The sequence below is a fragment of the Acinetobacter sp. S54 genome (genome assembly GCF_016624945.1).
GTDB lineage: Bacteria > Pseudomonadota > Gammaproteobacteria > Pseudomonadales > Moraxellaceae > Acinetobacter.
Map to the genome: position 1 here is coordinate 232,670 of NZ_JACVUI010000003.1, position 26,222 is coordinate 258,891.

Genomic DNA, 26,222 nt, shown 5'->3' on the forward strand with positions numbered 1-26,222 from the left:
CTCAGCTAGATCTTTTTAAGCTCTTAAAATAAGCTCATAACCTGTGTATTTACGAACGTTAATTACACCGATATCAAAAATCAGATATTGTCCCTTAATCCCGTGTAATACACCACGAATCTTGGGCGTTTTATCTAAGTTTAATGATTTAATTTTTTCTGGATACTGTTCTACAGGATATACAAACTCACGAGGTTGTTCATTTTCCAATAGTTCAACTGATTCATTAAATTCAATATGCTGTCCAAATTCTTCACGAATGGTCTGAATTTTGGGTGCAAATTCTTCAATAATTTTATCACGCTGTTCGAGCAAATTTAGTGGTTCAGCTTCACCTTTTAACAGTTTTCGCCAATCAGTTTTATCTGCGATTTGTGTACCAAACAAAATTTCGAGTTGACCTGAGAGACGCCGTGAACCCACTTTTAAAATTGGCAGGGCTTGTGTCGCACCTTGATCTAGCCAGCGCCCAGGCATATGGTTCACACGGGTGATCCCGACTTTAAGCGCACTGGAATTTGCCAAATAAACAATATGTGGCTGAAAACAGACATTGTGAGCAAAATCATCTTCACGGCAAGTGCCCAGATGATAATGGCAAGTTTCTGGTTTCATAATGCACAAATCACAAGACGCTTTGGTTTTAAAGCATTTAAAGCAATGTCCCTGAGAATAAGATTTTGGTGTTTTGGCACCACAAGACGTACAGTAAATATTGCCTGTCCATTCTATTTCAAGGTCTTGACCTGGAACGAATGGTAGATCAATTTCTGAACGGTCTAATATAAATTTGTATTCAACATTTGCCTTGCTTACGTGCTGATCAGTTACACTACAGTCTTTGAGCGCTGCGTGCATTTTATGACAAATGCCTTGTAGTTCCATCAATTTAACTCACATCAAAAAAGGTTGCAGTTATGGCTGAATTAAATGTCATCACTTCTATGCTAGACGATTTATCAAGTGAACAGCCCATACATACTGCACTCTGTATAGGTCAAAATATTGACCAAAATAGCGCAATCCAATGGCACTATTTTAACGTAAATGAGTTTTTAAATCTGCCTTTTAGTCAGCGTTATGACCTCGGTTTTGTAGTTTTTGATACGCCATTAATGATTACAATATCAGAAATCGAAAAGTCCCAACTTTTGGTAAAACTGCGTGACCTGATGGCAAAAAGAATCGTGGTGGTGAGTAAGCGCCAAGATGAAAAATTGCTTCGTGCTTTGGGTTTCACTCAACTCATTGATAAAACCTCTCATGAAGCAGACTTTGCCTTGTGGCAATTTAATATTTTGACTTATAAGCACGTACCTGACTGGTTTAATTCTAAATTTTGGGCAAATCCTGAGAATTGGGATAAGTTTCGCTGGTAATATTTGAGGGGCAGTTTATCTTGCAAAAATAAACAATTTGTCTTTTGGAAAGCTGCTCTGATCTAGTCTATGCTGAAGAAGGAACTCATATCTTCAGGATAAACATAATATGACGGATTTAACCAATATTGTTGAGATGCTGGCAAAACAGGCATTAGGTGGTCAACAATCTTCTCAAGGCGGTTTGGGTGGTATTTTGGGTTCGGTTTTGGGCCAGTTAGGTACGAATCAACAATCCCAAAATCAGACCAATTCTCAAAATCAAAATACTGATAGTGGACTGGGTGGTATTTTAGGCTCGGTGCTGAATCAATTTGGCGTGGGAAACAATACGCAAAGCTCGACGAATACCTCAGGCGGTTCTACACAGGCTTTACTAATTGCAGTGGTCCCCTTGATTTTGGCATGGATTCAAAAACAGGGAGGTTTACAAGGCGCACTAGATAAACTCAGAAACGTAGGTCTAGGATCTCAAGTACAAAGCTGGGTAGATCCTGAGCAAACGAATAATAATGTTCCTGCTGCAAATGTTCAGCAATTATTTGATGATCAGGATGTAGAACAAGTGGCAGAACAGACTCAAGTACCTAAACAGGATATTTATGGTGCGATTTCATCGGTTTTACCGCAAATTATTAATTCATTGACACCACAGGGTGATCAGACCAGTCACCAAGAAGCCAATCAAGACATACAAAATGTACTCAATATGGTTGGAAGTTTTTTAAAGAAATAAAAACTGTCTTTAGTTATCATTTTGAGGTATTGCTGATCAATCCCAGAAATACCTCAATCTCATTGAAAAAATAGATATAAAATACTATTTCGTGTACACCACGTTCCCTTCTTTAATGGTTTCTAAGACCTGAATGTCTTTAATTTCAGTAGGTTTAATCTTGAGTGGGTTTTGGTCAAGGATCACTAGATCAGCAAGCTTTCCTTGTTCTAGCGTTCCTTTTTGATTTTCCTCAAAGTATTGATAGGCGGCCCATGTTGTGATTGAACGTAAAGCATTGTAAGGGCTAATTCTTTCTTCTGGTCCAATGATATCTCCAGAACGGCTCGTACGATTTACCGCGGTAAATACAATCATCATGCTATTAGGCAATGCAACTGGGGCGTCATGATGTTCTGTAAAAATCATACCTTTATTTAAAGCTGTTTGTGCAGGAGATATCTTATATGCACGGTCTTTACCAAGAGTTACATCGCGATGCCAGTCACCCCAATAATAGGTGTGCATAGAAAAAAAAGATGGGATGATATGTAAAGTTTTCATTTGATCAAGTTGGTCGAATCTAGCAGTCTGAGCATGAATTGCAACACTTCTACGGTCTTTTAAACCATATTTTTTAACCGCCTTATCTACAGCAGTGATGTATTCATCCAGTGCTGCGTCACCATTGACATGCGTCAAAATTTGCCAGTTATTTTTATATGCTGTATCTACAAGTTTATCGACTTCACTTTCATTTGGAATAGCTGGATAACCCACATAGTTTTTGTTTTGTCCTTCAGGTGGATGAGTATATGGTTTAGTCAACCACGCAGTACGTCCTTGAGGAGAACCGTCCAGAGATAATTTTACCCCAGCCACTCGAAAGTGATGATCATATATTTTCTGAACCCCTGTTTTTTCCATATATGGAAGTTGTGCTTGAATATCTGGATAACACGCGACATCTACTTTCAGTTCGTTCTTTTGACCTAATTCTCGCCAAGTATTACAGGCTTCAGCTGTGGCACGACCTTCTTGTAATGTAGTAAAACCGAATTTGAGGTAGGAGTTCATGCCTGCTAAAGCAATTTTGTCATTGGCATCTTGATCTAACTTTGCCATAGTGGCAAATAATGGACCAAAAAATGCCATTTCCTCTAAAACACCATTCGGTTGAGTTGAATTTTTTTCTCTACGGATGATGCCGCCTTGAGGATCAGGCGTTTGTGCATTATATCCAACCAGTTCCAAGGCCTTATGATTCATTACGCCCAAGTGTCCGGATTGGTGAACAATAAGAACAGGATAGTCGGTGGAAACTTTATCCAGATCATCAGCCGTCGGGTGTCGTTGCTCTTTTAATTGAGAGTCATCATAACCAAAGCCAATAATCCATTTATATTTACCCACCAAATTTTGATTCTTATCTTTCCATTGATTTAATTGAGAAATAATGGATTCGATATCGGTTACTGAACCATCTGGCGGAGCCAGAAGATTAGCTGAAATAGCTTGAATCCCCGCATTATAGGCATGACCATGCGCATCAATAAAACCAGGTAATAATGTTTTTCCTTTCAAATCGATAGGCGTGATGATGCTTGCTTGTTGTTTTGCCTGATTGAGTGGTCCTACAAATTTAATTTTTCCATCCTGAACCAGAACTGCTTCCGCATACTGGGGTTGATCACCAGTCATTGTAATAATGTCACCATTAAAATACAGTTGGCTTGGATGTAAATGGACTTGATTTTTGGGTGGAGAGCTTGAGCAACCAATGAGCAAAGGTAGAAATAAACACATAGAAAACATGCGTTGATCAATTTTCATATTTTAGCACCCTTGGCATTTTTGTGATGATTTATATTGAATTTATAAGGATTAGTTATACTTATATTCCTCGGAATATACTTATTTTTATAGTGGATTTTATTTAAAATTGATAGATGTGATAAGGATAAGTTGAGCTATTTTTGTTGTATGCTCTAAATATTATTGCTGATTATACGCCTGTCTAGTGATTCGTTATAAGATTTTGTATTTTTGACAAATATCACTTTCAATGACAGGCAATTTATATCTGAACATCCGTTTTTTGTATGTGTGTAAATAAGTCTAAAATAACTTTTGCTGTAACAACTGTGCTCCAATCCAGTGTTTGGAAAATTGATAAGCAGCGCGACCTGAGCGTTGTCCTCTTAACTGACACCATCTCAAGCTTTCTGCACGCACGTCATCATTAAAATCCAAGCCTGATTTTTTAATGTAATGTTCAACAATTTCAAGATATAAAACCTGATTCATAGGATAAAATGAAAGCCATAAACCAAAGCGATCTGATAGGGAAATTTTTTCTTCAATTGCTTCTTGTGGGTGTAGTTCAGTATGTTGAGGAACATCTACCTTGAGAACAGGCGTATTTTCATGCATAAATTCTGGTAAAAGATGACGACGGTTGCTTGTCGCATAAATGATAAAGTTACTGGAACCAGATTGTAGAGAACCATCTAACACACTTTTGAGACTACGATAATTTTCATCTTCTGCATTAAATGCTAAATCATCACAATAAACGATATATTTTTCAGATCGATTTTGAATAATTTTTTGAATAAGGGGTAAGTCAGAAAGATCATCACGCTCAATCTCGATTAGACGCAACCCACGATCTGCGTATTGAGTCAGAAGCGCTCTCACAATGGAGGATTTACCCGTGCCTCTCGAGCCTGTCAGTAAGACATCATTGGCTGGCAAACCTTCAAGAAACTGTAATGTATTTTGGATAATCTTTTGTTTTTGCAGATCAATACCGAGTAAGTCCTCCAAAAAAACCTGTTTTGGTTGATAAATGGGGATGAGCTGTTTGTTTTGCCATTTAAAGGCTGGCGCGTCGAAATCTGGCTCCTGATGAACGTCTGGCAAGGTTTGATGCAACTGCTTTAACACCAGAGAAAGTGTCTGAATCAGATGATCAGGGAGTTCAAAATTTGCCATGTTGATTCCTTTATAGTCATTGCAACATGATCATACAATTTCTTTTATAAGGTTTCAAAATAAACCTGCGTATAGATGAACCGAACATTTTGGCAATTGACCCTGCGTTGATCCGCTTGCATAGTGCATAGAATTATCCAGAATCAGGATTTGACTTGGTATGTTGGGAAAACTTAAACAGGATATGAACTCACATCAGCTACATCGTATAAAAAAGCTGAAATATCAATTAAAAAATGCTGAATCTTATGATGAGTGGAAATCTATCGCTTTAAAGCTCGACGAAGAAACGGGATCGCAAGAGTGGAAATATGATAATAGTTCGCCTTATTTTAACGCTGAAGTTATTTCTTATCGTCTCAATCTATTACGTAAATATCGCAATCAAAAAAGAGTATTAGACGCACTTTATCTTTTGCAAGAAGGTTTGACTCATGATATTGCGAATATTGGTCATCCCATGTTATTCACTGTGAGCTATGTGGGAACCAAACAGTTAATTGAAGACTATGTCGAAGAAGTGAGCCATTGTTTAACTTTTATAGCAATAAGCACCTGTCAGACATTATCAATTCCACAAAAAATTCATTTTTTTGAAACCTGTCAAAAGGCTTATGGACAGCCTGCGCTTATGTTTTCAGGCGGGGCAACATTAGGGCTGTTTCATACGGGTGTATGTAAAGCATTAATGGAACAGGATTTAATGCCCAAAGTACTTTCAGGGTCGAGTGCTGGCGCTATCATGGCGGGTATGCTTGGAACCTCTCGACTCGCAGATATTCCAGATATTCTAAAAGGTGAGCAGTTCTTTTCAGAAGCGTTTCACTTTAGAAGGCTATCTGACATTTTAAAAGGCGATGGGGGGCTTGCGGATGTCAAATATTTAAAAAATTTCTTGATTGAAAATTTAGGGGATTTGACCTTTGCCGAAGCTTATAAAAAATCTGGATTGCATACCAATGTGGCAGTTGCTCCGTATGATGCATCACAAAATCCACGTATTATGAATGCTTATACTGCACCTAATCTCATGGTCTGGAGTGCGGTTTTAGCTTCTTGTGCGGTTCCTGTATTATTTCCTCCCGTTCGATTGACCAGCAAACGTTACGATGGAATATATACGCCGTATATGGCCAATGCAAAATGGGTAGATGGCAGCGTACGCAGTGATTTTCCACAGGAAAAAATGGCACGGTTATACAATTTAAACTACACCATTGCCAGCCAGGTCAATCCGCATGTGGTTCCATTTATGCAAAGTGATCAATCTAGATATCGTAAAGACCTGTTAAGCTGGCCTCAGCGGATTTTACGCCGTCAGGGCAAAGTAGTAGCAATGGGACTTATGGACTTTACTCGTGAAAGACTCGGACGTGTGCCACCTGTACGACGTTTGCTGGATCATGGATATGGTATTGTCGGACAGCGCTATTATGGCGATGTAAACATTATTGGGGGTTTTAACCTGCGGAATTATGGTTATATGCTACAGAATCCACGTCCTCAGCTCTTTAAGCTCCTACAGCAAGAAGGAGAACGCGCCACGTGGCCGAAAATTTCTTCTATTGAGATTCATGCGCGTATTGGTAAAACTATTCAGCATTGTCTGGAAATGTTGCAATATCAGGAACAACAACATTTGACCAAAACAACTGTTTAATTAGCAATGTTTGAACATTTTAAAGATTTAAATTTACAGACTAAATCCAAAAGTTTAGTGCTAGGTCGTAGACTATATACTGTTGAATATCGACAGCAAAACTTTTGGTTAAAGCTACAATTACAAGACTCTCATTCTATGGGCAGTAGAGTTGGTTTTGAACAAGAGCTAAATTTCTACCGCAAAATGAAAGGTTCTGCTGATTTCGTATTACCTGTTCAGTTAATTGAGGTAAAGGATTCTTTTACAGAAAAGCTCTATCCTTGGGGAATATTATTACCTCATGCTGATTTATATTTTAATCATTCGGTCTCTGGTCTGACGCTGAACAAAATTAAGCAATATATAGCAAGCGCGTTACTTACACTTGGCAAACTTCATGCATCAGGCTTGATACATGGAGATTTAAAAACTGAACATTTCGTGCAATATCAAAACAATGTCTATCTTATTGATTTTGAACAATGTCAGGAAGTAAACAGTATGGATTCTACTGAAATGACAGCGACACCTCATTATATGGCACCTGAGTTATTTCATGGCGAACAAAAGACGATCCAAAGTGATTTATATGCGTTGGGGGTTATATTGTTTGAATGGCTCACTCAGCAGCGACTTAGCGCCAGTAATTATACGCAATGGGCTATTCTACATTGTCAGCAATTCCAAATAGAGCTGCCTACAGATTTACAATATTTTTCTCCTTTATTAAAGGGTTTACTAAGCAAGCACAGAAATGCGCGGTTTAATGATGTAAATCAGGCATTAAACGTACTTAACTCCACAAAACTGTCGATATAATAAACATAAGTTTTTGATTTGTTTTTTATTTAATCAACCAATTGGTTTTTTTATAAAAAATACTTGTCACGATCCTACCTTCTCTATAATATACACAGCCATCGGGGGCGTGGCGAAATTGGTAGACGCACTGGATTTAGGTTCCAGCGCCGCAAGGTGTAAGAGTTCGAGTCTCTTCGCCCCCACCATATTAAGTAAGAAAATATCTTGCTTATTTATAATGAGAAGAAGATCTTCAAGTTATAAGTTGTAGAGGATTGGTGTAATGGTAGCATGACGGTCTCCAAAACCGTTCGTCAAGGTTCGAGTCCTTGATCCTCTGCCAGAATTTAGTTGTAAAATTAGGTGCTTATATAAAGCACCTTTTTTATTGCCACATTTTTCATGATCGGCGCTCCTCAAATTACTCGCGTAATAACATTATAAAAATGACATTCAGAAAATAAAAAAATACGCATAAAAGGCGGGGGTTTAAAATTTTTGGTCGCTGACCAGATAAAGTGGTCATATTACTTGAAGAAACAGATGAAAAAATAGTTGAGATTTTTTGAGACTCCACTTAACTACAAGGCGTGTTTAACATGTATATACAGTAAAAACTCAGAACAAATCCTAATGACACCTTTAAACAGCATTAATATCATTAGGGACAAGGCTTATCATATAAATCTGTATCAAATCAAATAAATAACTGGGTTTATGTTTTCTATGGCTTTGGAGAGTGTAAATTGTCCTTAAAAATCGAATTCTTATCGGTAATGTTCAACTTACTGAATAACTTAAAGAAAGCAGCGCAAATTTATATTTATGATAATGATATAAGACATTTTAGTTTTTTAATTTTGTGATTTTAATGGAAAAAGATAAGTAGGGGATTAAGGCAGTGTGATTGATTCAAAGAAACACGGAATAAATATTCACGTGGTTTTTTATCAAATTTTTAAAAAATTTAAAATTAGTAAATATACATGATTGATGTTAAGATATAGCTGACCGAAATTGTTCAGATACAGTAGGTTTGAGTTGTTAATGGGCATGTGTTCCTAGACATAATAAAAGTAACCGATATTTTTTATTCAAATTCAAATCCCTATGCACATCGCATGATTAAACATATTGGTCATAATAACAATCCCATATATTTCAGATTGTTATTTAGCATTAATCTTATGATTAAAATCGACACACATGTGTCTCACTAGCTGATGTAACTGTTTTAGATCTTAGGCGAGCAGCCTTTAACTTATCGCTATCCTTCTGGATAAATGTAATTTAATTCTTTTTCTGATTACAAAAGCTCATATTTATGGGTTTTATAATGAATATTATGAATGGCTGGACTACAGCCAAAGCAGTAAATGGTGATGTTATTCGAGTGAATATCATTCCTTTTGAGATGGTTCAAAATACCTTGAACGGCCAGATCTTAGTTGAAGTCTCTAAACAGGTCGAACTTGAATCTGGAGCCAAGATGAAATTAAATCTAGATGGGAAATCGTTCTATATTGAATTAAATAAACTCTACAAATTGTAAGTTATTTTGGGTCAATAGAATTAATTAGAGCAACCATTCATGTTAATGAAACATATTAATCACACTACTTCAAGGTTTAAGCTTGTCTATTATGCTGACAATGTTTTGCAAACCTTTGAAGTAGACATAGAAAAAGTCATGACTTATGGCCTTTTAGAATAGAGCAAAGGCGTTGTGGATAGCTCTAAATAATCACAGGCCTGGCACGGCTGTAAAATTATCTTTAAATTTTTCTCAATCTCAAGAGTAACTTTATTTATTCACGTTATAGTCATTTAATCTGATCTAATGGGGTGTTTTAAGTTGATTAAAAATTTCCAAAATGTACATTTATATTCAGAATCATTTTCCTAAATAAAAATTAATTGTACCAGTTAGCTTAATTTATGAATATCGTAAGGTGCTCATTTTAAAGACCTCTATAACTTTGTAAATAATATGATTGAAGATCAAGCCGTCATTAACTTTTAATTGGTTCATAAATTCCCATAATTCAAATGGACAAAACTCTTGAGTGTCTTCAAAAATCCATAACCACTCATTAGTTTCAGACAGCGTAAACTTATCAAAGCTTATCTCTTTAATTTTTATAACTTTTCTTATATTTTCTTTGTCGTCTTGAATAATAAGTAAATAGTTTACTATTATGGAGTTAGACATTATTTTATCCTTTTTAAATATAAATTGATAAATTAAGTATTTAAAAAATAGAAAATAAATTTTAATGTCTAATTTTAAAAATTTAATCGGTCAGTAGGCTAGTCATGAAAAAGTATGGAATTAATAGGCGGGTTGTATTTAATAAATTATATCATGAATCCCTTTATTTCTTATAAATTATTAAGTATTATGTAAAATAAAATATATTTTACAATATGTGAAAATATTAATTTTAGATTATATTTTATATGCCGTATTCAACTCCTAATTATTCATTAGGAAAGTCCGATAAATTAAATTGAAAAAATGTATACATCTTAGATGAATTGATGTATCATATGAAGTGACTAGAAAAATGGCATATTAGTTAAATTTTTCTTTAAGTATCGCAGTGTTATTCATAATCCTTCGTTTTTTAGATTCTTCAGCTCAATTTGTTACATTTTCCATGTTAAATCTGTCATTATGACGCTAAATTATTAAAATTTGTAGGTAAGATTATGTCTAATACCGTAACTGGCACAGTAAAATGGTTTAATGAAACTAAAGGCTTTGGCTTTATTCAGCAAGATTCTGGTCCAGATGTTTTTGCTCATTTTAAAGAAATCGCTAGCTCTGGCTTCAAAACATTGCATGAAGGTCAACGTGTTTCATTCAGTATCGTTAATGGTCAAAAAGGCCCAAGCGCTGTGAATATCATTGCTCAATAAGATTTGATTCAAATAAAAGCACCTTCGGGTGCTTTTATTGTTATGAAAGTCCTAAAAATACAATTTTTATAGAACTGATAATTTTTTGAACATTTGTCATTTTTTTTGCTATATAAGCCTAAAATCTAATCAAATACTATAAAATTGGGATTGCATAGCATATGGATTACGACTAGAATTCGTTTCGTAGCGTGATATAGCGCAATTAGCAAAAAATGTTTTTTTGCAAAATTTAGATTGAAAAATCCCAGTTTTGGGGGCGTGGCGAAATTGGTAGACGCACTGGATTTAGGTTCCAGCGCCGCAAGGTGTAAGAGTTCGAGTCTCTTCGCCCCCACCATATTAATTCATTGAGTTTGTAAATAAATTACTTCGGCTTGATGAGTTTTAAAATTAGATTGAATCTAATTAAAAAGAACCTGCTTAATTGCAGGTTTTTTTATATATAGAGAAATGTAAATTAAATTGATCGATCAGGCAAATCTAATGCTTGAAATCATTAGAATAATTTCACATTTCAATTATTGCAATTTAATTTAATCTTAATAAAGAAAATCATTAAAGGTGCCTCATATTAAATCTCTTCATCCTTATTTTGATGCACAATAAAATTACATTGCACCAATTTAAATCATTAAAATATATAGAATTATTGAATATTCATGTTATGCATTTTTTGCATAGTGAATTCATTTTTTGCATTGTTATTTCTTTTAAAAACAGTAGAAACTTTTTCAAATTGATTAAATCTTGAATAGTTTGTGATAAACGAGAATTTTATTTAAAAGCGAAGTTTTTTGTTTATAAATTTAAGTTAATCAATATTAAAAAAGTTATAGGGCTGTACGTTAGTTTTACTAACGGAAATAAGGGAATAATTTTATGAATCAAAAAAAACTACTGAAATATATTTTGATTGCTATGGCATCGGGTGTATTCGTAGGATGGGCTTGTCATAGTAGTATGGATTCTGCACAGGCGGGCCAAGCAGCATCATATTTTAAAATTCTGACCGATGTTTTTCTCAGATTGATTAAAATGATTGTTGCTCCTTTGGTGTTTGCCACTATTGTCTCAGGTTTGATTTCAATGGGAAAATCATCTTCATTGGGTTCAATTACCTTAAAAGCCATGACATGGTTTGTAAGTGCATCATTTATTTCGCTATTACTTGGGATGGGATTGGCCAATCTTTTCCAACCCGGTGCTGGTATGAATCTGACTATACCGGTTGAACACGTGGATGTGAGTGTAACTGCAACCAATTTGAGTCTGCAAAATTTTATTACGCATATCTTTCCGCGCAGCTTTGCTGAAGCAATGGCAAATAATGAAATTCTTCAAATTCTTGTTTTTTCAATATTTTTTGGATCCGCTTTGGCATATGTACATCATCAGAGTAAAGAGGGCACAATCATTGCAAAACTCATTGATGAACTTTGTCGAATCATGTTTCGTATCACAGATTATGTTATGTCATTTGCGCCTGTCGCGGTCTTTGCTGCGATCGCTTCAGCAATTACCTTACAAGGGCCTAAGTTACTGATTGATTATAGTATTTTTATTGGTGAATTTTACATCGGTTTAATGTTGCTTTGGACGTGTTTGATTGGTTTGGGTTATGTTTTCCTTAAAAAAGATGTTTTCCGTTTACTTAGAGACGTACGTGAGCCAACAGTTCTGGCTTTTGCAACGGCAAGCAGTGAATCTGCATATCCAAAGACCATGACTGCATTGGAAAAGTTTGGCGTGCCCAAGCGGGTTGCTAGCTTCGTATTACCGTTAGGTTATTCATTCAATCTGGATGGTTCCATGATGTACATGGCTTTTGCTGTTCTTTTTATCGCGCAAGCTTACAATATTGACCTAAGTTTTTCGCAGCAGGCACTTATTCTTCTAACTTTAATGATTACGAGTAAAGGAATTGCTGGGGTTTCACGTGCCTCCATTGTAGTTATTGCTGCGACTTTAGCCATGTTTAAGCTCCCTGAAGCAGGCATTTTACTTATTTTGGCCATCGACCATTTTCTAGATATGGGACGTACAGCAACAAATGTGATTGGAAACAGCATCGCAACTGCTGTAATCGCAAAATCAGAGGCAATGGAGGAATTGCAGGAAGAGGAACAGACAGATGCTGTTATTGATTCTCTTATGTTGGTTAATAATCCTAAAGATTAAGTGCTGTATAAAAATGAAAAGACCTAAACTTAACGTTTAGGTCTGATTTTTATCATTATAGATGAAAGAGCAACTTATCTATCGATAAGCCAATTGTCCAAATAAATAAACCATGATCATAAGTGTGAAAATGGTTGAGGAAACCAGAACAACTTCTACAGTTTTCATAACCCCACCTTTTTATAATTGTTGAATTTTTGTTATACAGTAAAAATTTAAGCAATGCAATGAGAATTATTCTCAATATTATATATGTATAGCAAAATTTAAGCTTTAAGCGCGATATCAGTACGATTTAAATAGAAAAAAATCGATAAAAATAAAAAATAGCACCAATAAAGATGCTATTTAAACAGTTTTCTTTTATTCAATTTTAAAGTTTTTCACTTAGTTTATTTTTAAATTTTTTATCGCGAAAAATAAATCGTATCCAGCCTAAGCTTTCAAATGATCTTCAAACTCTTCACCTAGTTGTATCGCTAAATTATTACCCGCAAGATCACAGGTGACCAAACCGTATTCTTTTTTAAAACTAAAGGTAAAGCCTTTGCCATCCGCCAAGTTTTTAACAGAATATCCAAGCTTTTCCAACCAAATACGAAATGCAATTAAATTTTTAGCTTTGACCACTTTTTTCATTAGGATGTTCTCCATATCATCTACATCAATAGTTTATTAATAAGGGTGAGTTCAAATTTTTTAAAGGGGCAAACTGTGTAATAATTTTTCAATTTATTTAATCCTAATCAAATTATTCAAATGAATGATCATTTTTTGTGTTCTATAGAATTTTCTAAATCCCATTTACAAGATGTCAAATTTCATCATTTTTTAATTTATTGATTATTAATATAATATTTAGATTATAAAAAAATGATTTAAATTTCTTTTTTGAATGTTTCCAAATATTTCTTTTAGAATAGATGTAAAAATATATTTCGTATGCAATAAAATTAAACTATAAATTGCTTGGACTAAAAAAAATTTACCAAGCAATGCAAGCTATAAATACTTTTTAAAATTATTAACTCAGAAATGGTCTTTTAATGTACGTATTCTAGCGAATTCTTCTGAACTATCTGTACGTAAAAAGGGATTGGTTTCGAGCTCTAACTGAATAGTGCTAGGCAATGTAATTTGATGATTTTCACTGAGCTTCTGAACTTTTTCTGCGCGATCCTGTAAGGCAAGATTATGTGGTTCAACTGTTAATGCAAATTGGGCATTTGCAAGCGTATATTCATGGGTGCAGTAAACCTTTGTGCGAGGCGGTAGCGCCGCTAAACGATTCAAAGAATGATACATTTGTTCAAATGTGCCTTCAAAAACTCGACCACAACCCATTGAAAATAAAGTATCTCCACAAAAAAGACAGTCGATTTCATCTATAAAATAAACAATATGGCCTAAGGTATGGCCCGGTGTGGCAATAATTTCGATATTTAATTGATTAAATTTAAATTGATCTTCATGTTGGAGAGCGTGTGTAATAAAAGGAATTTTACTTAATTCTTCACGAGGGCCATAAACTGGGATAGGCTGCTTGGCAATCAGGGCGGGAACGCCTCCAATATGATCTTTATGCCAATGAGTCAACCAAATTTGAGTCAGTTTTAATTGATGTCGATCACAAAAATCCAGCACCAGCTTTGATTCGGTTGGATCAATTGAGATAACTTCTTGCGTTTCTGTGTCTTCAAGCATCCATATATAATTTTTTAAATCATTCTGGACATCAATAAAGTGAACCTGATAACGCATTTTTTTATCCTAAATTAAATAACAGTTTATGTGTCGAAGATCTATTTTTCAGAATTATCATAGCAGATATTTAGAACAAACTTTGCTTAGCTTTTGATGTTTAAATTTTTAATAGTGATGAATTTATCATTCTCATCTAAAATAATAATCTGGTTAGAATTTTGGTTTTAATTTTATGATTTTATTATAGATTTAAAAATTTTATAACTCTATGATGTGCTATATGGAAATGAGTAATCAATGTATCGAAAGATCTATTTCATCATAAAATACGTCATTCTAATAATAATCTACCCAATACAGTAAGAAATGGAGAGCTGCATGTCAGGGGTGCAAGATCATGAAATTGTCGAAATATTCAAGACTTATCTATATCCTCTTTCTGAGAAACTGACAGAAATGCTCAATGAGCATTATAGCCATCAGACCGAACGGCGAGGTTGTGGTTATACTCAGGCAACACGTGTGATTGCAGAAATTGTCAATCAAGCTCGCGATCATCAAAACTTTCAGGATTTGCGAATTTTTTCGGAATATGAGACTAAGCTGTTAAGAATACTTCTCAATCAAAGTTCTTCCTATCAAATAGCGCTTCACTCTTGGCGTAACTTGGACCAGAATGATGGATTGCAAAACTGTCTAAATATTCAAGGTGTAGGGGAGCAGTTTCATCAGGCCGTATTACAGGAAAGTGGTTTTCAGGCGAAACTTAGAGAGTTGCATCAACACATGCAACTTGAAGAAAGTGTCCTGATTTGTAAGTTGATTGAAGATATTATTTTACCTAAATCGGCTGAACAAAATGGTTGGATTGAACTTAAAACACTAAATGAAAAACCTAAAGTTGGTTCATGTCCTTTAGCTGAAAAGTTCTTTCTAAAAGTGGCCCATCGGCGTTTACTGCGACAGGGTGAGATTAATATTTTTATAGATTCTCATGAACAGCCTATCATGATTGAAAAATTAAACATGGGTGATAATCATTCATGCATTAGTTTGCAACCCCTGATTATGAATGGCGTTCGTTTACCTGCGGGTTGTCTTTTTTCAGTTAGTTATGATGCACAATGCATTCCTAAACGAGCCAATAAAAACTATAAGGGCAATATCATGTCAATTACAGACGTTGAGGGGTTTTGGTTTTTGCGGCTAACTACCTTGGCTATTTCTCCTGAAAATCGGGCAAGAGCATTTAGCCATCATTTTAAACAGCAGGTTCAAAATGGTTTGTTTCGACCAGAAAGTACTGAATTAAGCCAATTAAAGGCGGTTGCTCAGGAACAAATCTAAAAAGGGTTGCCGTTTATGCTTAAAGCTTGCTATTCACCCCGTTATTATGCACGCACACATACGAATAGTATGGAAAAACTGAGTGCAGTTGCCGAAGCTCTAGAACAAAAACAATTAGTGAGTTGCGTTGATCCCGGAATGATTGATGTGGAATTACTTAAATTATTACATTGTCCTGAATATGTAGATGCATTCATCAGTGGCAAACAGCCCGAAGCGTCAATACAGGGTTTTCGTGAATGGAATTCGCAATTACGTGATGCAATATTGTCGATTCAGGCTGGTCAATTAGTGGCTGCAGAAATTGCTTTTAAAGAAGGTATTGCAGCCAATATTGCGCAGGGGTTTCATCATGCAAGTTATGAATCTGGTGCAGCATATTGTACTTTTAATGGATTGGCACTTATTGCTAGACATTACCCGAAGAAGAATATTTTTGTGTTGGACTGCGATCAACATGGGGGAGATGGAACAGCACAATTTACCACAAAGTTAGCAAATCTCATTAATTTTGGAATTTTTGGTATTCGCTTTGGTTGTCGTGCCAATAGTCGAAATTTTACCCGTTACATTCATCCAAGGCATGGAGATTTTGAGCAATACTTAGAAGCTTTAAATGAAAGTTTTGAGTTAATTGAACGTTATCAGACAGATTTAATCGTGTATCAGGCGGGCATGGATTGTCATCAAAAAGACAAATATGGCTCAAAATGGTTAACGACAGAATTGCTCTATCAGCGAGATCAATATGTATTCGAGATGGCAAAAAAGAAGAGAATTCCTCTTTTATTTGTATTGGCGGGCGGCTACCAACCTCTAAAAGATTTAGTGCCCTTACATGTTAATACATTTATTGCTGCAAATAAGGTCTATTTTTCAGATTTCTAAACACGTATTGTTTATAAATAAAAAGGAGCTTATAAAGCTCCTTTGTACTAAATTTTAAGCTTATTTAGCGAATTTTTGAGAGCCAATTGCCGAGCGATTGCACAATTTGTACTAATACCAGTAATACAATGACAGTGAGTAGCATAACACTGCTATCAAAACGTTGATAACCATATGAATATGCCAAGTCCCCAATCCCGCCAGCGCCCACAGCGCCTGCCATGGCAGTTGCTCCGATCAAGCTGATGGTCGCTGTGGTCATATTTAAAATGAGCGAACTACGCGCTTCGGGTAGGATAAACTTAAATACAATTTGCCAAGGTGTAGCGCCCATGGCTTGTGCAGATTCGATAATGCCATCATTGACTTCAAGCAATGAGGTTTCAATCAAACGCCCCATATATGGGCCGATAAAAATTGTTAATGGCACGATTGCTGCCCATGTTCCAATTGATGATCCGACGATCCATTTGGTTAATGGAATCACAGCAATGGCTAAAATAAAAAAGGGTAAAGAGCGTAAAGCATTAATAATAGGATTTAAGCCATGATAAAGAGTTTTATTGGGTAAAATACCTTTGTCACGTGTTACCACCAGAGTGACGCCTTGGATCAACCCCCAGATACCACCAAATATAAATGACAGCAAAACCATTTGAATGGTTTCCTGCATGGCATCAACAAATTGATCCATACCAAGTGGGCTTGTCCAGAAGGGTTGTGTGATCACGGTTAGCCAATGAACAATTAAATCTTTCATAGTTCATTCTCCGCTTGGTTGATCAGGACATCATGCTTTTTCATGTAGTCGACTGCTTTAGCCACCGTTTCCACATTCCCTAATATTTGTACAAACATTTGTCCAATCACGGTGCCATTAATTTCAGTCATATTTGAAAACAGAATATTAAAATCGATATCGAATTCACGGATTACAGTTTGGATGACTGGCTGATGTGCTGATTTTCCCAAAAATTGTAATCGATAAATGGTATCAATACCTTGATTAGGCAAATTATCTAGAATTTTACGTGGTAATTGTTGCTGAAATACGGTTTGTATAAAGGTTTTTGTGGTCGGATGTTGAGGATGACTAAAAATCTGTACCGTCTGACCATGTTCAATAACTTTACCTGCTTCCATGACTGCTACTTGATCACAAATGCGTTCGATGACATCCATTTCATGGGTTACAACAACAATCGTAATTCCCTGTTCTTCATTAATTTTTTTAAGCAAATCTAATACTGATTTTGTGGTCTGTGGATCAAGTGCAGAAGTTGCTTCATCACATAATAGGATTTTTGGATGATTCGCTAAAGCACGTGCAATACCAACTCGTTGCTTCTGACCGCCCGAAAGTTCATCAGGAAAAGCATTTCGTTTATGTTTTAAGTCAATAAAATCCAGTAGTTCTTCCAGACGTGCTTGACGTTTGGTTTTATCTACACCCAAAAGTAGCAGGGGCATTTCAATATTTTCTGCGACTGTCTTGGTTTGTAATAAATTGAAATGCTGAAAAATCATACCAATGTGAGTACGTTCATTACGCAAATCTTTAGCACTCAGTGCTGTCATCTCTTTTTGATTGACGATGACCTGGCCTTCACTTGGACGTTCCAGTAAATTGATTAATCGTACAAGAGTACTTTTACCTGCACCACTATAACCGATGATGCCGAAAATACTGCCAGCGGGAATGGTCAGGTTAATCTGATCTAACGCTGGAATAGTTTGCCCATTTTGTGTGTAGAACTTGGAAATATTCTTAAATTCAATCATATGATCTAGAGTGCTAAAAAAAGAAAAACAGGCAACACAGTGTGCCTGTTTGTGAAGGAGGTATTATATTACTGTTTTTCGCCAGTCAGGTAGCTGATTGGTTCATTCACATCAACTTTTGTACCCTGAAATTTTTCCTGAATGAATTGCTTCACAGGTTCAGAATGATAAAGGTCTTTAAGTTTTAATAGCTCAGGATCATTTTGGCGATCTTCAGCTACAGCAAGTACATTCACATTCATTTTGGTCGATTGATCTACAGGCTCATGGAAAATTGAGTCTTTTAGTACATTTAGACCACCTTCCATTGCGAGGACATTTCCTAACACAATAGCATCCACTTCGCTTTTTACGCGTACAGAAGTCGCCATTGGAATTTCTTTAATCACTAATTTTTTAGGATTCTCGATAATATCAGCGGGAGAGCCTTTAGCCACATCAAAATCAGGTTTTAACTTAATCAAACCAGCAGTTTGAAGTAATAATAATGCACGGGCTTCATTGGCAGGGTCGTTTGGAACGGCAATGGTTGCACCATTAGTAAAATCTTCAAGCTTTTTGATTTTATCAGAATAAATACCCATCGGTTCTAAATAAGTAGTCGCCAACGGTGCAATTTTAGATTTATTACCCGCATTGAATGCTACTAGATATGCATAAGATTGAAACGCATTAACATCGATTTCTTTATTTGCAACGGCTGTGTTCATCGAAACATAGTCGGTAAAATTTTTCACATCAAGTTCGATGCCAGCTTGCTTGGTTTCTGGAAGTTTTGCAATAAAACGCCAGATATCTGTATCTGAACCGCTAGAGGCAAGCGTAATTTTATGCAAAGCACTTGCAGGTGCAGCAGCTTTGTTGTCTTCAGGCTGTTTTGAGCAAGCTGCGAGAACAACGACTGCAATACTTAAAAAAACACTAAATAGTTTTTTCATTGCTTGAGTTCCTGGATTTAGTCAGGCTAAATCAATCTAAGAGTGAAAGCCAAATAGAGAATTGCTATGCTTGAAATTTAAGCACAAAAAATGCTTTTAAATCAAAAAAAGTGAGTATAAAGATATCTTGTTATATGTCAAAAAGAAAAAGGGTGATTGGTTAATAATTTCTGATATGGTTATTAAGTTAGAGTATAAGATTGAAGTGTTTGATTAAAATATTTAATATTTTTCATTAAGTAGCTGTACATTTATAAAATAAAACTTCCTTTCGATCCGTGAATCAAAAGGAAGTCTAAAAATACTTAGTGATCTGCTTTTTCACGTGCAATGGCACGATATCCAATATCACTACGATATTGCATGCCAGCAAAAGTTACTTGACCACAAACTTCCAGTGCATTTACCTGTGCTTCTAATACTGTATCGCCTAATGCTGTAACGCAGAGTACACGACCACCCGCAGTAATAACATGACCATCATCTTTTACAGCGGTGCCAGCATGGAAAATTTTGGTGCCTTCAGGAGATTGACCCAGACCAGAGATGACATCGCCTTTACGTACAGTTTCAGGATAACCTTCAGCAGCAAGTACCACCCCAATCGATTTACGTTCATCCCATTCAGCCTGCGTTGGGAGTTTACCTTCGATACCCGCTTCAACCAGCTCCACCAGAGAAGATTTTAAACGCATCATGATTGGTTGTGTTTCTGGATCACCAAAACGACAGTTAAATTCAATAACACGCGGTTGACCCTGATCATCGATCATTAAACCTGCATATAGGAAACCCGTATAAGTGTGACCGTCACGAGCCATACCTTCAACCGTCGGGCGCATGATCTCAGTCATAACACGATCAAAGACTTCCGAAGTGACTACAGGAGCAGGGGAGTAAGCGCCCATGCCACCCGTATTTGGACCTTGATCACCTTCAAAAATACGCTTGTGATCTTGTGAGGTAGCCATTGGTAAAATATTTTGGCCATCGATCATGCAGATAAAGGAAGCCTCTTCACCTGCAAGAAATTGCTCAATGACTACACGTGAGCCTGCATCGCCAAATTTATTGTCAGCTAGCATGTCATCAATCGCAGCAAATGCTTCGTCTTCAGTCATTGCGACAATTACACCTTTGCCCGCAGCGAGGCCATCTGCTTTGATTACGATAGGCGCACCATGTTTTTTAATGTAATCTTTAGCAGCTTCGACTTCGGTAAATACGTCATAAAAGGCAGTTGGAATGTTGTGTTTTTTAAGAAAGTCTTTAGCAAATGCTTTTGAACCTTCAAGTTGCGCTGCGTACTGAGTCGGCCCCCAGATTTTTAAATCTGCCAAGCGCGCCGCATCGACGATACCGTTGACCAAAGGTGCTTCAGGGCCAACAATAATTAAATCAATATGGTTGTGTTTTGCAAAATTTATAATTTCTGGATTATTTAAAATATCGATTTGAACATTTTCACATTTGTCTTCGGTTGCTGTACCTGCATTACCAGGGGCAACGAAAACTTTGGAGACTTTAGCATCTTGCGCTATTTTCCAAGCAAGAGCATGTTCACGACCACCACTACCTAAAACAAGAATATTCATTGGGTTCATACTCCATGAATCCACAAACTGATCCGGACTTTTACACGATTCTTATGTAGAAGACCCTCTTCAATAGAAGAGGGCGATCAGCTTAAAGTCAAAGAAATTTCTTATACTTTAAGAATAATAAAGCAAATTAATGACGGAAATGACGCATACCCGTAAATACCATGGCAATACCATGTTCATTCGCTGCTGCGATCACTTCTTCATCACGCATTGAGCCGCCAGGTTGAATAATACATTTGATACCTGCTTTGGCTGCATTATCGATACCGTCACGGAATGGGAAGAATGCGTCCGATGCCATGACCGCACCTTCAACTACCAGTCCAGCGTGTTCGGCTTTAATCGCTGCAATACGTGCAGAGTTTACACGACTCATTTGTCCTGCACCTACACCAATGGTTTGACGATTTTTTGCATAAACAATGGCATTTGATTTCACGTATTTTGCAACTTTCCAAGCAAAAATTAGATCATCAATCTCTTGTTCAGTGGGTGCACGTTCCGTTACAACTTTCAGGTCAGTGGCTTTGATCATGCCTAAATCTTGATCTTGCACCAATAAACCGCCATGGACACGTTTATAGTCTAACTGCGGAGTGCGTTCATCAATAGCAGGAAGCTCACCACAAACCATAACGCGAACATTCTTTTTCGCACCAGTCACTTCGAGTACACCATCTGCAATACTTGGTGCAATAATGACTTCGACAAATTGACGATCTACGATTGCCTGAGCAGTTTCTACATCCAACTCTCGGTTAAAGGCAATGATGCCGCCAAAAGCAGATTCTGTATCTGTTGCATATGCTAAATCATATGCTGCTTTAATACCGTCTAATGAAACAGCAACGCCACAAGGGTTAGCATGTTTAACAATTACACAAGCAGGCTTGGCAAATGATTTAACACATTCAAGTGCTGCATCTGTATCGGCGATATTGTTATAAGACAACTCTTTGCCTTGTAATTGTTTTGCAGTTGACACAGATGCTTCTTTAGCAGCAGGATCAACATAAAACGCAGCAGATTGATGTGGATTTTCACCGTAACGTAAATCTTGGGCTTTAACCAGTTGAGTATTAAACGTACGTGGGAATAAATCTGCTTCACCTTCTATTTTGCCCACACGTGCACCTAAATAAGAGGCAATCATGCCATCATACTGTGCAGTGTGTTCAAAGGCTTTTACAGCAAGATCAAAACGAGTGTTATAAGATAATGCACCCGTGTTTTTAAGCTCTGCAATTACAGTAGCATAATCATTCGCATTAACTACGATACCAACTGAAGCATGGTTTTTCGCCGCAGCGCGAACCATAGTTGGACCACCGATATCAATATTTTCAATGGCATCTGCCAAAGAACAATCTGGTTTAGCAACAGTTGCTGCAAATGGGTAAAGATTTACCACCACTAAATCGATTGGATCGATGCTGTGTTCCTGCATGACTGCTTCGTCCAGACCACGACGAGCCAAAATACCGCCATGAATTTTAGGGTGTAACGTTTTTACACGACCATCCATCATTTCAGGGAAGCCCGTGTGTTCAGAAACTTCTACAACAGCGATATTGTTGTCTTTAAGCAACTTATATGTACCGCCAGTAGATAAAATTTCTACCCCTAAAGCTGCAAGATTTTGAGCAAATTCTACAATTCCTGTTTTATCAGAAACAGAAATTAAAGCACGTTTAATAGTCATGATTAAGTCAACGGTTTAAGTTTACAGATTAAAACAAATAGGCATAAAAAATGCCCACAGGACGTGAGCATTTTATCATTTATTCACTCATTAAGCCGTGAGCTTTTAACTTTTTGCGTAAAGTTCCACGGTTTAGCCCTAGAATCTCCGCAGCACGAGTTTGGTTGCCACGGGTATATTCTAAAACGACAGATAAAAGAGGTTTCTCCATTTCTGCTAGCACCATGTCATAAACTTGTGATGGCTGCTCACCTTGCAGTTGTGCAAAATAATGACGAACTGCGCGATCCACGTGGATGCGTAGAGCAACATCAGATTGTGCAGTAAAAATAGGAGATTTGCTATTCATGCGAATTAATCCGAAATCATATACCGCTTGGGTAAAGCAGTATGTAAATGTGGTCTAAAATAATGAACCCTGTTTTAGATCCTAAAACAGGTGTTCTAAAACATTGAAACAACAGCTTGCCACAACTCTGTATATTGTGCGAAAAATAAGCGTAACAATAGTTTAATATTTGTTACAGCCCAGATTCAAAAACAAAAAAGCCACGCAATGCGCTATCACTCGATAAAGCACACATGACGACAGTAATTGTTGTGGATAAATCCGAAGATGTTGTAGGGTCAAGCTTTCGTGGCGCGTATAATACCATTGTCTAGGAAAAAGTGAGCAAATTAACTGCATTTTTTTCACTTTTTTTTATGTTTTTTTTAGTGATTAGGGGTGGACTATTTCCAAAGTATAATCATTGAAGCTTTTTCTGGACTGATTAATCGTAAACTCGAACTTATAAGGCAGGTTTTTAGGAATACGTTGAATACCGCTTAGACTTTCCGATAAGTAATCCTGAGGTTTTAAAATGATACTACTATTCTCATGTTTGTCTTTTAAAGTAAGTTTGAGCAAAGGAAGTGGGAGACTTTTATCATGATAATTGACTAAAACACCTGAAAAGCGAGTTTTGTGATGTTCAACGGCTACGACTTTAACTTTATTAATTGTAAGTAAAGTGTATTTTTCTTCCAGTTTTTTACAACTAAATACACTACATAACTGGTTAAACATAGCGCCCAGAACAGGGCTGTTATGCATGATTCTTGGGTTAAACCATACGATTTGAAAAAGTAAAATACCTAACAAAATGAGATTAATAAAACTCCACATCACATAGTATTGCAAACTACGTTTTTTAGATTGATTGGGGTGAGTATCTAGTGCCAGATCGCCTTCAGCAAGATTGAGTTGTGGAAAGCTACCAATTTCTTCATTTTGAAAATAATTTAGATTGTTCAAATAGGTTAATAAATCAATATTTGAATTTTCAATTCTACGATTAAAAATATCCAGAATATTATAGCTACTATATTGGAAAGAAGAGGCCGAAACAGCACTCTGCTGTAAAGAGGAATGTTGAATCGAACTGGGTGAATGTTCTTCCGTGCTGACAAGATTAGTCAGTGCATTAAAACTCAAATTACATTTAGGGCAACAAACCATACCCTGAGCAACTGTCAATTGTGTCAGTGAGACTTTATATATCGTCAGACATTTCGGGCAGCGGGTTTGTTTTTCACTCATGGAGCTTTCATCTACTATTATTTGTTATTGGCGCGTCCCTGATATACGACACCAGTTCTCTTCACGCTTCTCGATCTCTACTATATCAAAAAATTCAGAATAAACACCAGTAACATCAGCAACTTGCTCTTCAATCACACCTGCAAGTGCGAACTCTCCCTCAGATTTGAGTAAAGTTGCAAACTCTGGCGCAAGTGCCATAAGGGGCGCTGCTAAAATATTGGCAACTAAAATATCGGCTTTTTGTAATTTAAATTCAGCATTGAACTCTTCTGGTAAACCCACAAATAAACGATCAAGTACGTTATTGAGTTCGGCATTCTGTTTGGTTGCTAAAACTGCTTGTGGATCAATATCAGTTGCATAAACTTTTTTTGCACCGAGTAATAGTGCAGCAACACCTAAAATGCCTGAACCACAGCCATAGTCGATCACAATCTTATCTTTTACATCTGTTTTACCTAACCATTGTAAGCATAGAAACGTACTGGCATGGTTACCTGTACCAAATGCAAGACCTGGGTCTAATTTAATGTTAATCGCATCTGCATCTGGCGCTTCAAGCCACTCAGGAACGATCCAGAACTTCTCAGCAATTTGAATCGGTTCATAATAATCCATCCATGCGCGTTCCCAGACTTGATCTTCAAGTTGTTCATGATGTATAGGCGTATTTGGAAGCTGTTCCTTTAAAAAAGCTTCCAGTTTCTCAACATCGATCGGTTCCTGTTCATCTTCCTGATAAATCCCAGTAACAATGACTTTATTCCACAACGGAGTTTCTCCTGGAAGTGGTTCAAGCAATGCCTGATCTTCAGCATCATCCAGAGTTACACTTACTGCACCTAAGGACATAAGCAATGTTTCTGTAAAATCCACTTGCGCTTGATCAACAGTAATGTGTATTTGTAACCACTTCACGAGAATAAGACCTAAATTTTATTTGAAAAAAACTATTGTAACGGATAAATGGATCACTCGAGTAATAATTTCAACAAGTGATTGCCTGGCTAGAGTTGGAAATTAATCATTTTCTGCCAGCAAAGGTGTATCTATGCGCTGAGTATCATAACGATTTAATAAAGTGCCAAAAATAGCAGCAAATATATACATAAATATCGAATAAACGGCCGCAGGCATTGCAATTGTTGTACTTGCGAGAATTGTGAGAGCAATTGTCATTGCCAACGTACTATTATGTATCCCAATTTCAAAAGCACAGGCTCGAGCTTGAGGGCGATTAATACCAAATAAACGAGGTACAAAATATCCAAGCAGCAGACTAGCAATACAAAATAAAGAGGTTGCCAGCCCAATTTGCATAATATATTGCAGTATATTCGTTCGTTCTTTTATTACAGCACCAATAATAATCAGGATCAGAAAAACGACTGCAAATGTACGAACGGGTTTATGTAGTTTGTCCGCTATATGTGGTGAGAAGTACCGAACCAACATCCCCAAACAAACAGGCACAATGATAATAAGAAAAACTTGAATTACTTTTGAGAACTGAAGCCCGATTTGTTGACCATCCTCAATGAAATGTTGGATTGCCAGATTGACAATAAAAGGTAAAGTAAATGCTGCAATTACGGAATTAATTGCGGTTAAAGTAATGTTTAGGGCGATGTCACCTTTATACAGATAACTGAACAAATTTGCAGTTGGTCCACCTGGTGATGCTGCTAAGAGCATGAGTCCAACAGCCAAGAGGGGTGGAAGCACAAATAATTTACAAATCGCAAATGCAATACTGACCAATATCACCAGTTGGCAAAATAAAGCCAGAAACACTGCTTTAGGATGTTTGGCAACTCGACCAAAGTCCTGAAGGCGGAGTTCCAAACCTAGTCCAGCCATAATAATGGCTAGAGCCAAAGGTAAAAATATTGTAATAATGCCTGAATCCATAGCATCTATCCTTCTAATTATTTTATGGAAATGTATTGGTTTAAGTTCAATCAATACAATATAGGTAAAACTTCAAATAGAAAACTTTTCTTAATTTTTAACAGCAAATAAAAAACACAGGTCA

Annotated in this window: 24 protein-coding genes and 3 tRNA genes; 12 read left to right on the plus strand and 15 right to left on the minus strand. The window is 36.5% G+C overall.

The annotated features are described in order from the left end of the window. Positions 1 to 15: 15 nt before the first annotated feature. Positions 16 to 885, minus strand: coding sequence for a DUF2797 domain-containing protein (locus tag IAE20_RS06715; RefSeq protein WP_200481819.1), 870 nt, complete (start codon positions 883 to 885; stop codon positions 16 to 18). Between the two features lie 32 nt (positions 886 to 917). Between IAE20_RS06715 and IAE20_RS06720 the strand changes: the two genes are divergently transcribed. Both IAE20_RS06720 and IAE20_RS06725 read left to right on the plus strand, forming a co-directional pair. Further along, positions 918 to 1,379 carry a DUF6231 family protein gene (locus tag IAE20_RS06720; protein WP_200481706.1) on the plus strand — a complete coding sequence of 154 codons (462 nt, stop codon included), beginning with the start codon at positions 918 to 920 and terminating at the stop codon, positions 1,377 to 1,379. A gap of 109 nt (positions 1,380 to 1,488) precedes the next feature. Beyond that, on the plus strand, positions 1,489 to 2,115 hold the full coding sequence (locus IAE20_RS06725) for a YidB family protein (RefSeq protein WP_200481705.1): 627 nt from the start codon (positions 1,489 to 1,491) through the stop codon (positions 2,113 to 2,115). An 84-nt stretch (positions 2,116 to 2,199) separates the two neighbouring features. On the opposite strand, the gene IAE20_RS06730 is transcribed toward IAE20_RS06725, so the two are convergent. Beyond that, the gene (locus IAE20_RS06730; RefSeq protein WP_200481704.1) at positions 2,200 to 3,927 is read right to left on the minus strand and encodes an amidohydrolase; all 1,728 of its coding nucleotides are present in this window, start codon (positions 3,925 to 3,927) and stop codon (positions 2,200 to 2,202) included. Between the two features lie 285 nt (positions 3,928 to 4,212). Then, entirely contained in the window at positions 4,213 to 5,091 is an 879-nt protein-coding gene (locus IAE20_RS06735; RefSeq protein WP_200481703.1) for an ATP-binding protein, read from the minus strand. Between the two features lie 160 nt (positions 5,092 to 5,251). Between IAE20_RS06735 and IAE20_RS06740 the strand changes: the two genes are divergently transcribed. The 5 genes from IAE20_RS06740 to IAE20_RS06760 all read left to right on the plus strand — a co-directional run bounded on the left by IAE20_RS06740 (position 5,252) and on the right by IAE20_RS06760 (position 9,086). Then, entirely contained in the window at positions 5,252 to 6,751 is a 1,500-nt protein-coding gene (locus tag IAE20_RS06740; RefSeq protein WP_200460062.1) for a DUF3336 domain-containing protein, read from the plus strand. Between the two features lie 6 nt (positions 6,752 to 6,757). Continuing rightward, on the plus strand, positions 6,758 to 7,552 hold the full coding sequence (locus IAE20_RS06745; RefSeq protein ID WP_200481702.1) for a protein kinase domain-containing protein: 795 nt from the start codon (positions 6,758 to 6,760) through the stop codon (positions 7,550 to 7,552). A 103-nt stretch (positions 7,553 to 7,655) separates the two neighbouring features. Continuing rightward, a tRNA-Leu gene (locus IAE20_RS06750) sits at positions 7,656 to 7,740 on the plus strand. Positions 7,741 to 7,803: 63 nt separating this feature from the next. Then, positions 7,804 to 7,877, plus strand: a tRNA-Trp gene (locus IAE20_RS06755). Between the two features lie 993 nt (positions 7,878 to 8,870). Continuing rightward, positions 8,871 to 9,086, plus strand: coding sequence for a transposase (locus IAE20_RS06760; protein ID WP_200481701.1), 216 nt, complete (start codon positions 8,871 to 8,873; stop codon positions 9,084 to 9,086). Between the two features lie 384 nt (positions 9,087 to 9,470). On the opposite strand, the gene IAE20_RS06765 is transcribed toward IAE20_RS06760, so the two are convergent. Further along, entirely contained in the window at positions 9,471 to 9,746 is a 276-nt protein-coding gene (locus IAE20_RS06765) for a hypothetical protein (RefSeq protein WP_200460065.1), read from the minus strand. Positions 9,747 to 10,246: 500 nt separating this feature from the next. On the opposite strand from IAE20_RS06765, the gene IAE20_RS06770 reads away from it, so the two are divergent. The 3 genes from IAE20_RS06770 (at position 10,247) to IAE20_RS06780 (ending at position 12,637) form a co-directional block, all read left to right on the plus strand. After that, positions 10,247 to 10,456, plus strand: a complete 210-nt coding sequence (locus IAE20_RS06770) for a cold-shock protein (RefSeq protein WP_200460066.1) — start codon at positions 10,247 to 10,249, stop codon at positions 10,454 to 10,456. A gap of 255 nt (positions 10,457 to 10,711) precedes the next feature. Beyond that, positions 10,712 to 10,796: transfer RNA gene (locus tag IAE20_RS06775), tRNA-Leu, on the plus strand. Between the two features lie 542 nt (positions 10,797 to 11,338). Further along, positions 11,339 to 12,637 (plus strand): dicarboxylate/amino acid:cation symporter, encoded by a 1,299-nt coding sequence (locus IAE20_RS06780; protein ID WP_200481700.1) that lies wholly within the window; start codon positions 11,339 to 11,341, stop codon positions 12,635 to 12,637. 435 nt (positions 12,638 to 13,072) lie between these two features. On the opposite strand, the gene IAE20_RS06785 is transcribed toward IAE20_RS06780, so the two are convergent. Together IAE20_RS06785 and gloB are read right to left on the minus strand one after the other, a co-directional pair. Next, entirely contained in the window at positions 13,073 to 13,276 is a 204-nt protein-coding gene (locus IAE20_RS06785) for a hypothetical protein (RefSeq protein WP_120369011.1), read from the minus strand. A gap of 390 nt (positions 13,277 to 13,666) precedes the next feature. Continuing rightward, on the minus strand, positions 13,667 to 14,398 hold the full coding sequence (gene gloB / locus IAE20_RS06790; RefSeq protein WP_200481699.1) for a hydroxyacylglutathione hydrolase: 732 nt from the start codon (positions 14,396 to 14,398) through the stop codon (positions 13,667 to 13,669). A 321-nt stretch (positions 14,399 to 14,719) separates the two neighbouring features. Here gloB and IAE20_RS06795 point away from each other — a divergent pair, with 321 nt between their 5' ends. Then, entirely contained in the window at positions 14,720 to 15,688 is a 969-nt protein-coding gene (locus IAE20_RS06795; RefSeq protein WP_200481698.1) for a hypothetical protein, read from the plus strand. Between the two features lie 15 nt (positions 15,689 to 15,703). After that, positions 15,704 to 16,576 (plus strand): histone deacetylase, encoded by an 873-nt coding sequence (locus IAE20_RS06800; RefSeq protein WP_200481697.1) that lies wholly within the window; start codon positions 15,704 to 15,706, stop codon positions 16,574 to 16,576. Positions 16,577 to 16,640: 64 nt separating this feature from the next. Here the strand turns inward: IAE20_RS06800 and IAE20_RS06805 are convergent, their stop codons facing one another. From IAE20_RS06805 to IAE20_RS06845, 9 genes are all read right to left on the minus strand, one after another. After that, positions 16,641 to 17,336 (minus strand): methionine ABC transporter permease, encoded by a 696-nt coding sequence (locus IAE20_RS06805; RefSeq protein ID WP_200460071.1) that lies wholly within the window; start codon positions 17,334 to 17,336, stop codon positions 16,641 to 16,643. Continuing rightward, positions 17,333 to 18,358 carry a methionine ABC transporter ATP-binding protein gene (locus tag IAE20_RS06810; protein ID WP_200481696.1) on the minus strand — a complete coding sequence of 342 codons (1,026 nt, stop codon included), beginning with the start codon at positions 18,356 to 18,358 and terminating at the stop codon, positions 17,333 to 17,335. Before IAE20_RS06810 ends, IAE20_RS06805 begins: the two co-directional genes overlap by 4 nt. Positions 18,359 to 18,426: 68 nt before the next feature. Next, positions 18,427 to 19,296 (minus strand): MetQ/NlpA family ABC transporter substrate-binding protein, encoded by an 870-nt coding sequence (locus IAE20_RS06815; protein WP_200481695.1) that lies wholly within the window; start codon positions 19,294 to 19,296, stop codon positions 18,427 to 18,429. A gap of 305 nt (positions 19,297 to 19,601) precedes the next feature. Then, on the minus strand, positions 19,602 to 20,891 hold the full coding sequence (gene purD / locus IAE20_RS06820) for a phosphoribosylamine--glycine ligase (protein WP_200481694.1): 1,290 nt from the start codon (positions 20,889 to 20,891) through the stop codon (positions 19,602 to 19,604). A 136-nt stretch (positions 20,892 to 21,027) separates the two neighbouring features. Continuing rightward, positions 21,028 to 22,602: a bifunctional phosphoribosylaminoimidazolecarboxamide formyltransferase/IMP cyclohydrolase gene (gene purH, locus IAE20_RS06825; protein ID WP_200460075.1), complete on the minus strand. Its 1,575-nt coding sequence runs from the start codon at positions 22,600 to 22,602 to the stop codon at positions 21,028 to 21,030. Positions 22,603 to 22,681: 79 nt separating this feature from the next. After that, a complete protein-coding gene (gene fis, locus IAE20_RS06830) occupies positions 22,682 to 22,951 on the minus strand; it encodes a DNA-binding transcriptional regulator Fis (RefSeq protein WP_001086304.1) in 270 nt (89 codons plus the stop codon). Between the two features lie 372 nt (positions 22,952 to 23,323). Next, entirely contained in the window at positions 23,324 to 24,184 is an 861-nt protein-coding gene (locus IAE20_RS06835; RefSeq protein ID WP_200481693.1) for a DUF3426 domain-containing protein, read from the minus strand. A gap of 24 nt (positions 24,185 to 24,208) precedes the next feature. Then, positions 24,209 to 25,105, minus strand: a complete 897-nt coding sequence (gene prmA, locus IAE20_RS06840) for a 50S ribosomal protein L11 methyltransferase (protein ID WP_200460077.1) — start codon at positions 25,103 to 25,105, stop codon at positions 24,209 to 24,211. Positions 25,106 to 25,207: 102 nt separating this feature from the next. Beyond that, a complete protein-coding gene (locus tag IAE20_RS06845) occupies positions 25,208 to 26,098 on the minus strand; it encodes a bile acid:sodium symporter family protein (protein WP_200460078.1) in 891 nt (296 codons plus the stop codon). Between the last annotated feature and the right edge of the window lie 124 nt (positions 26,099 to 26,222).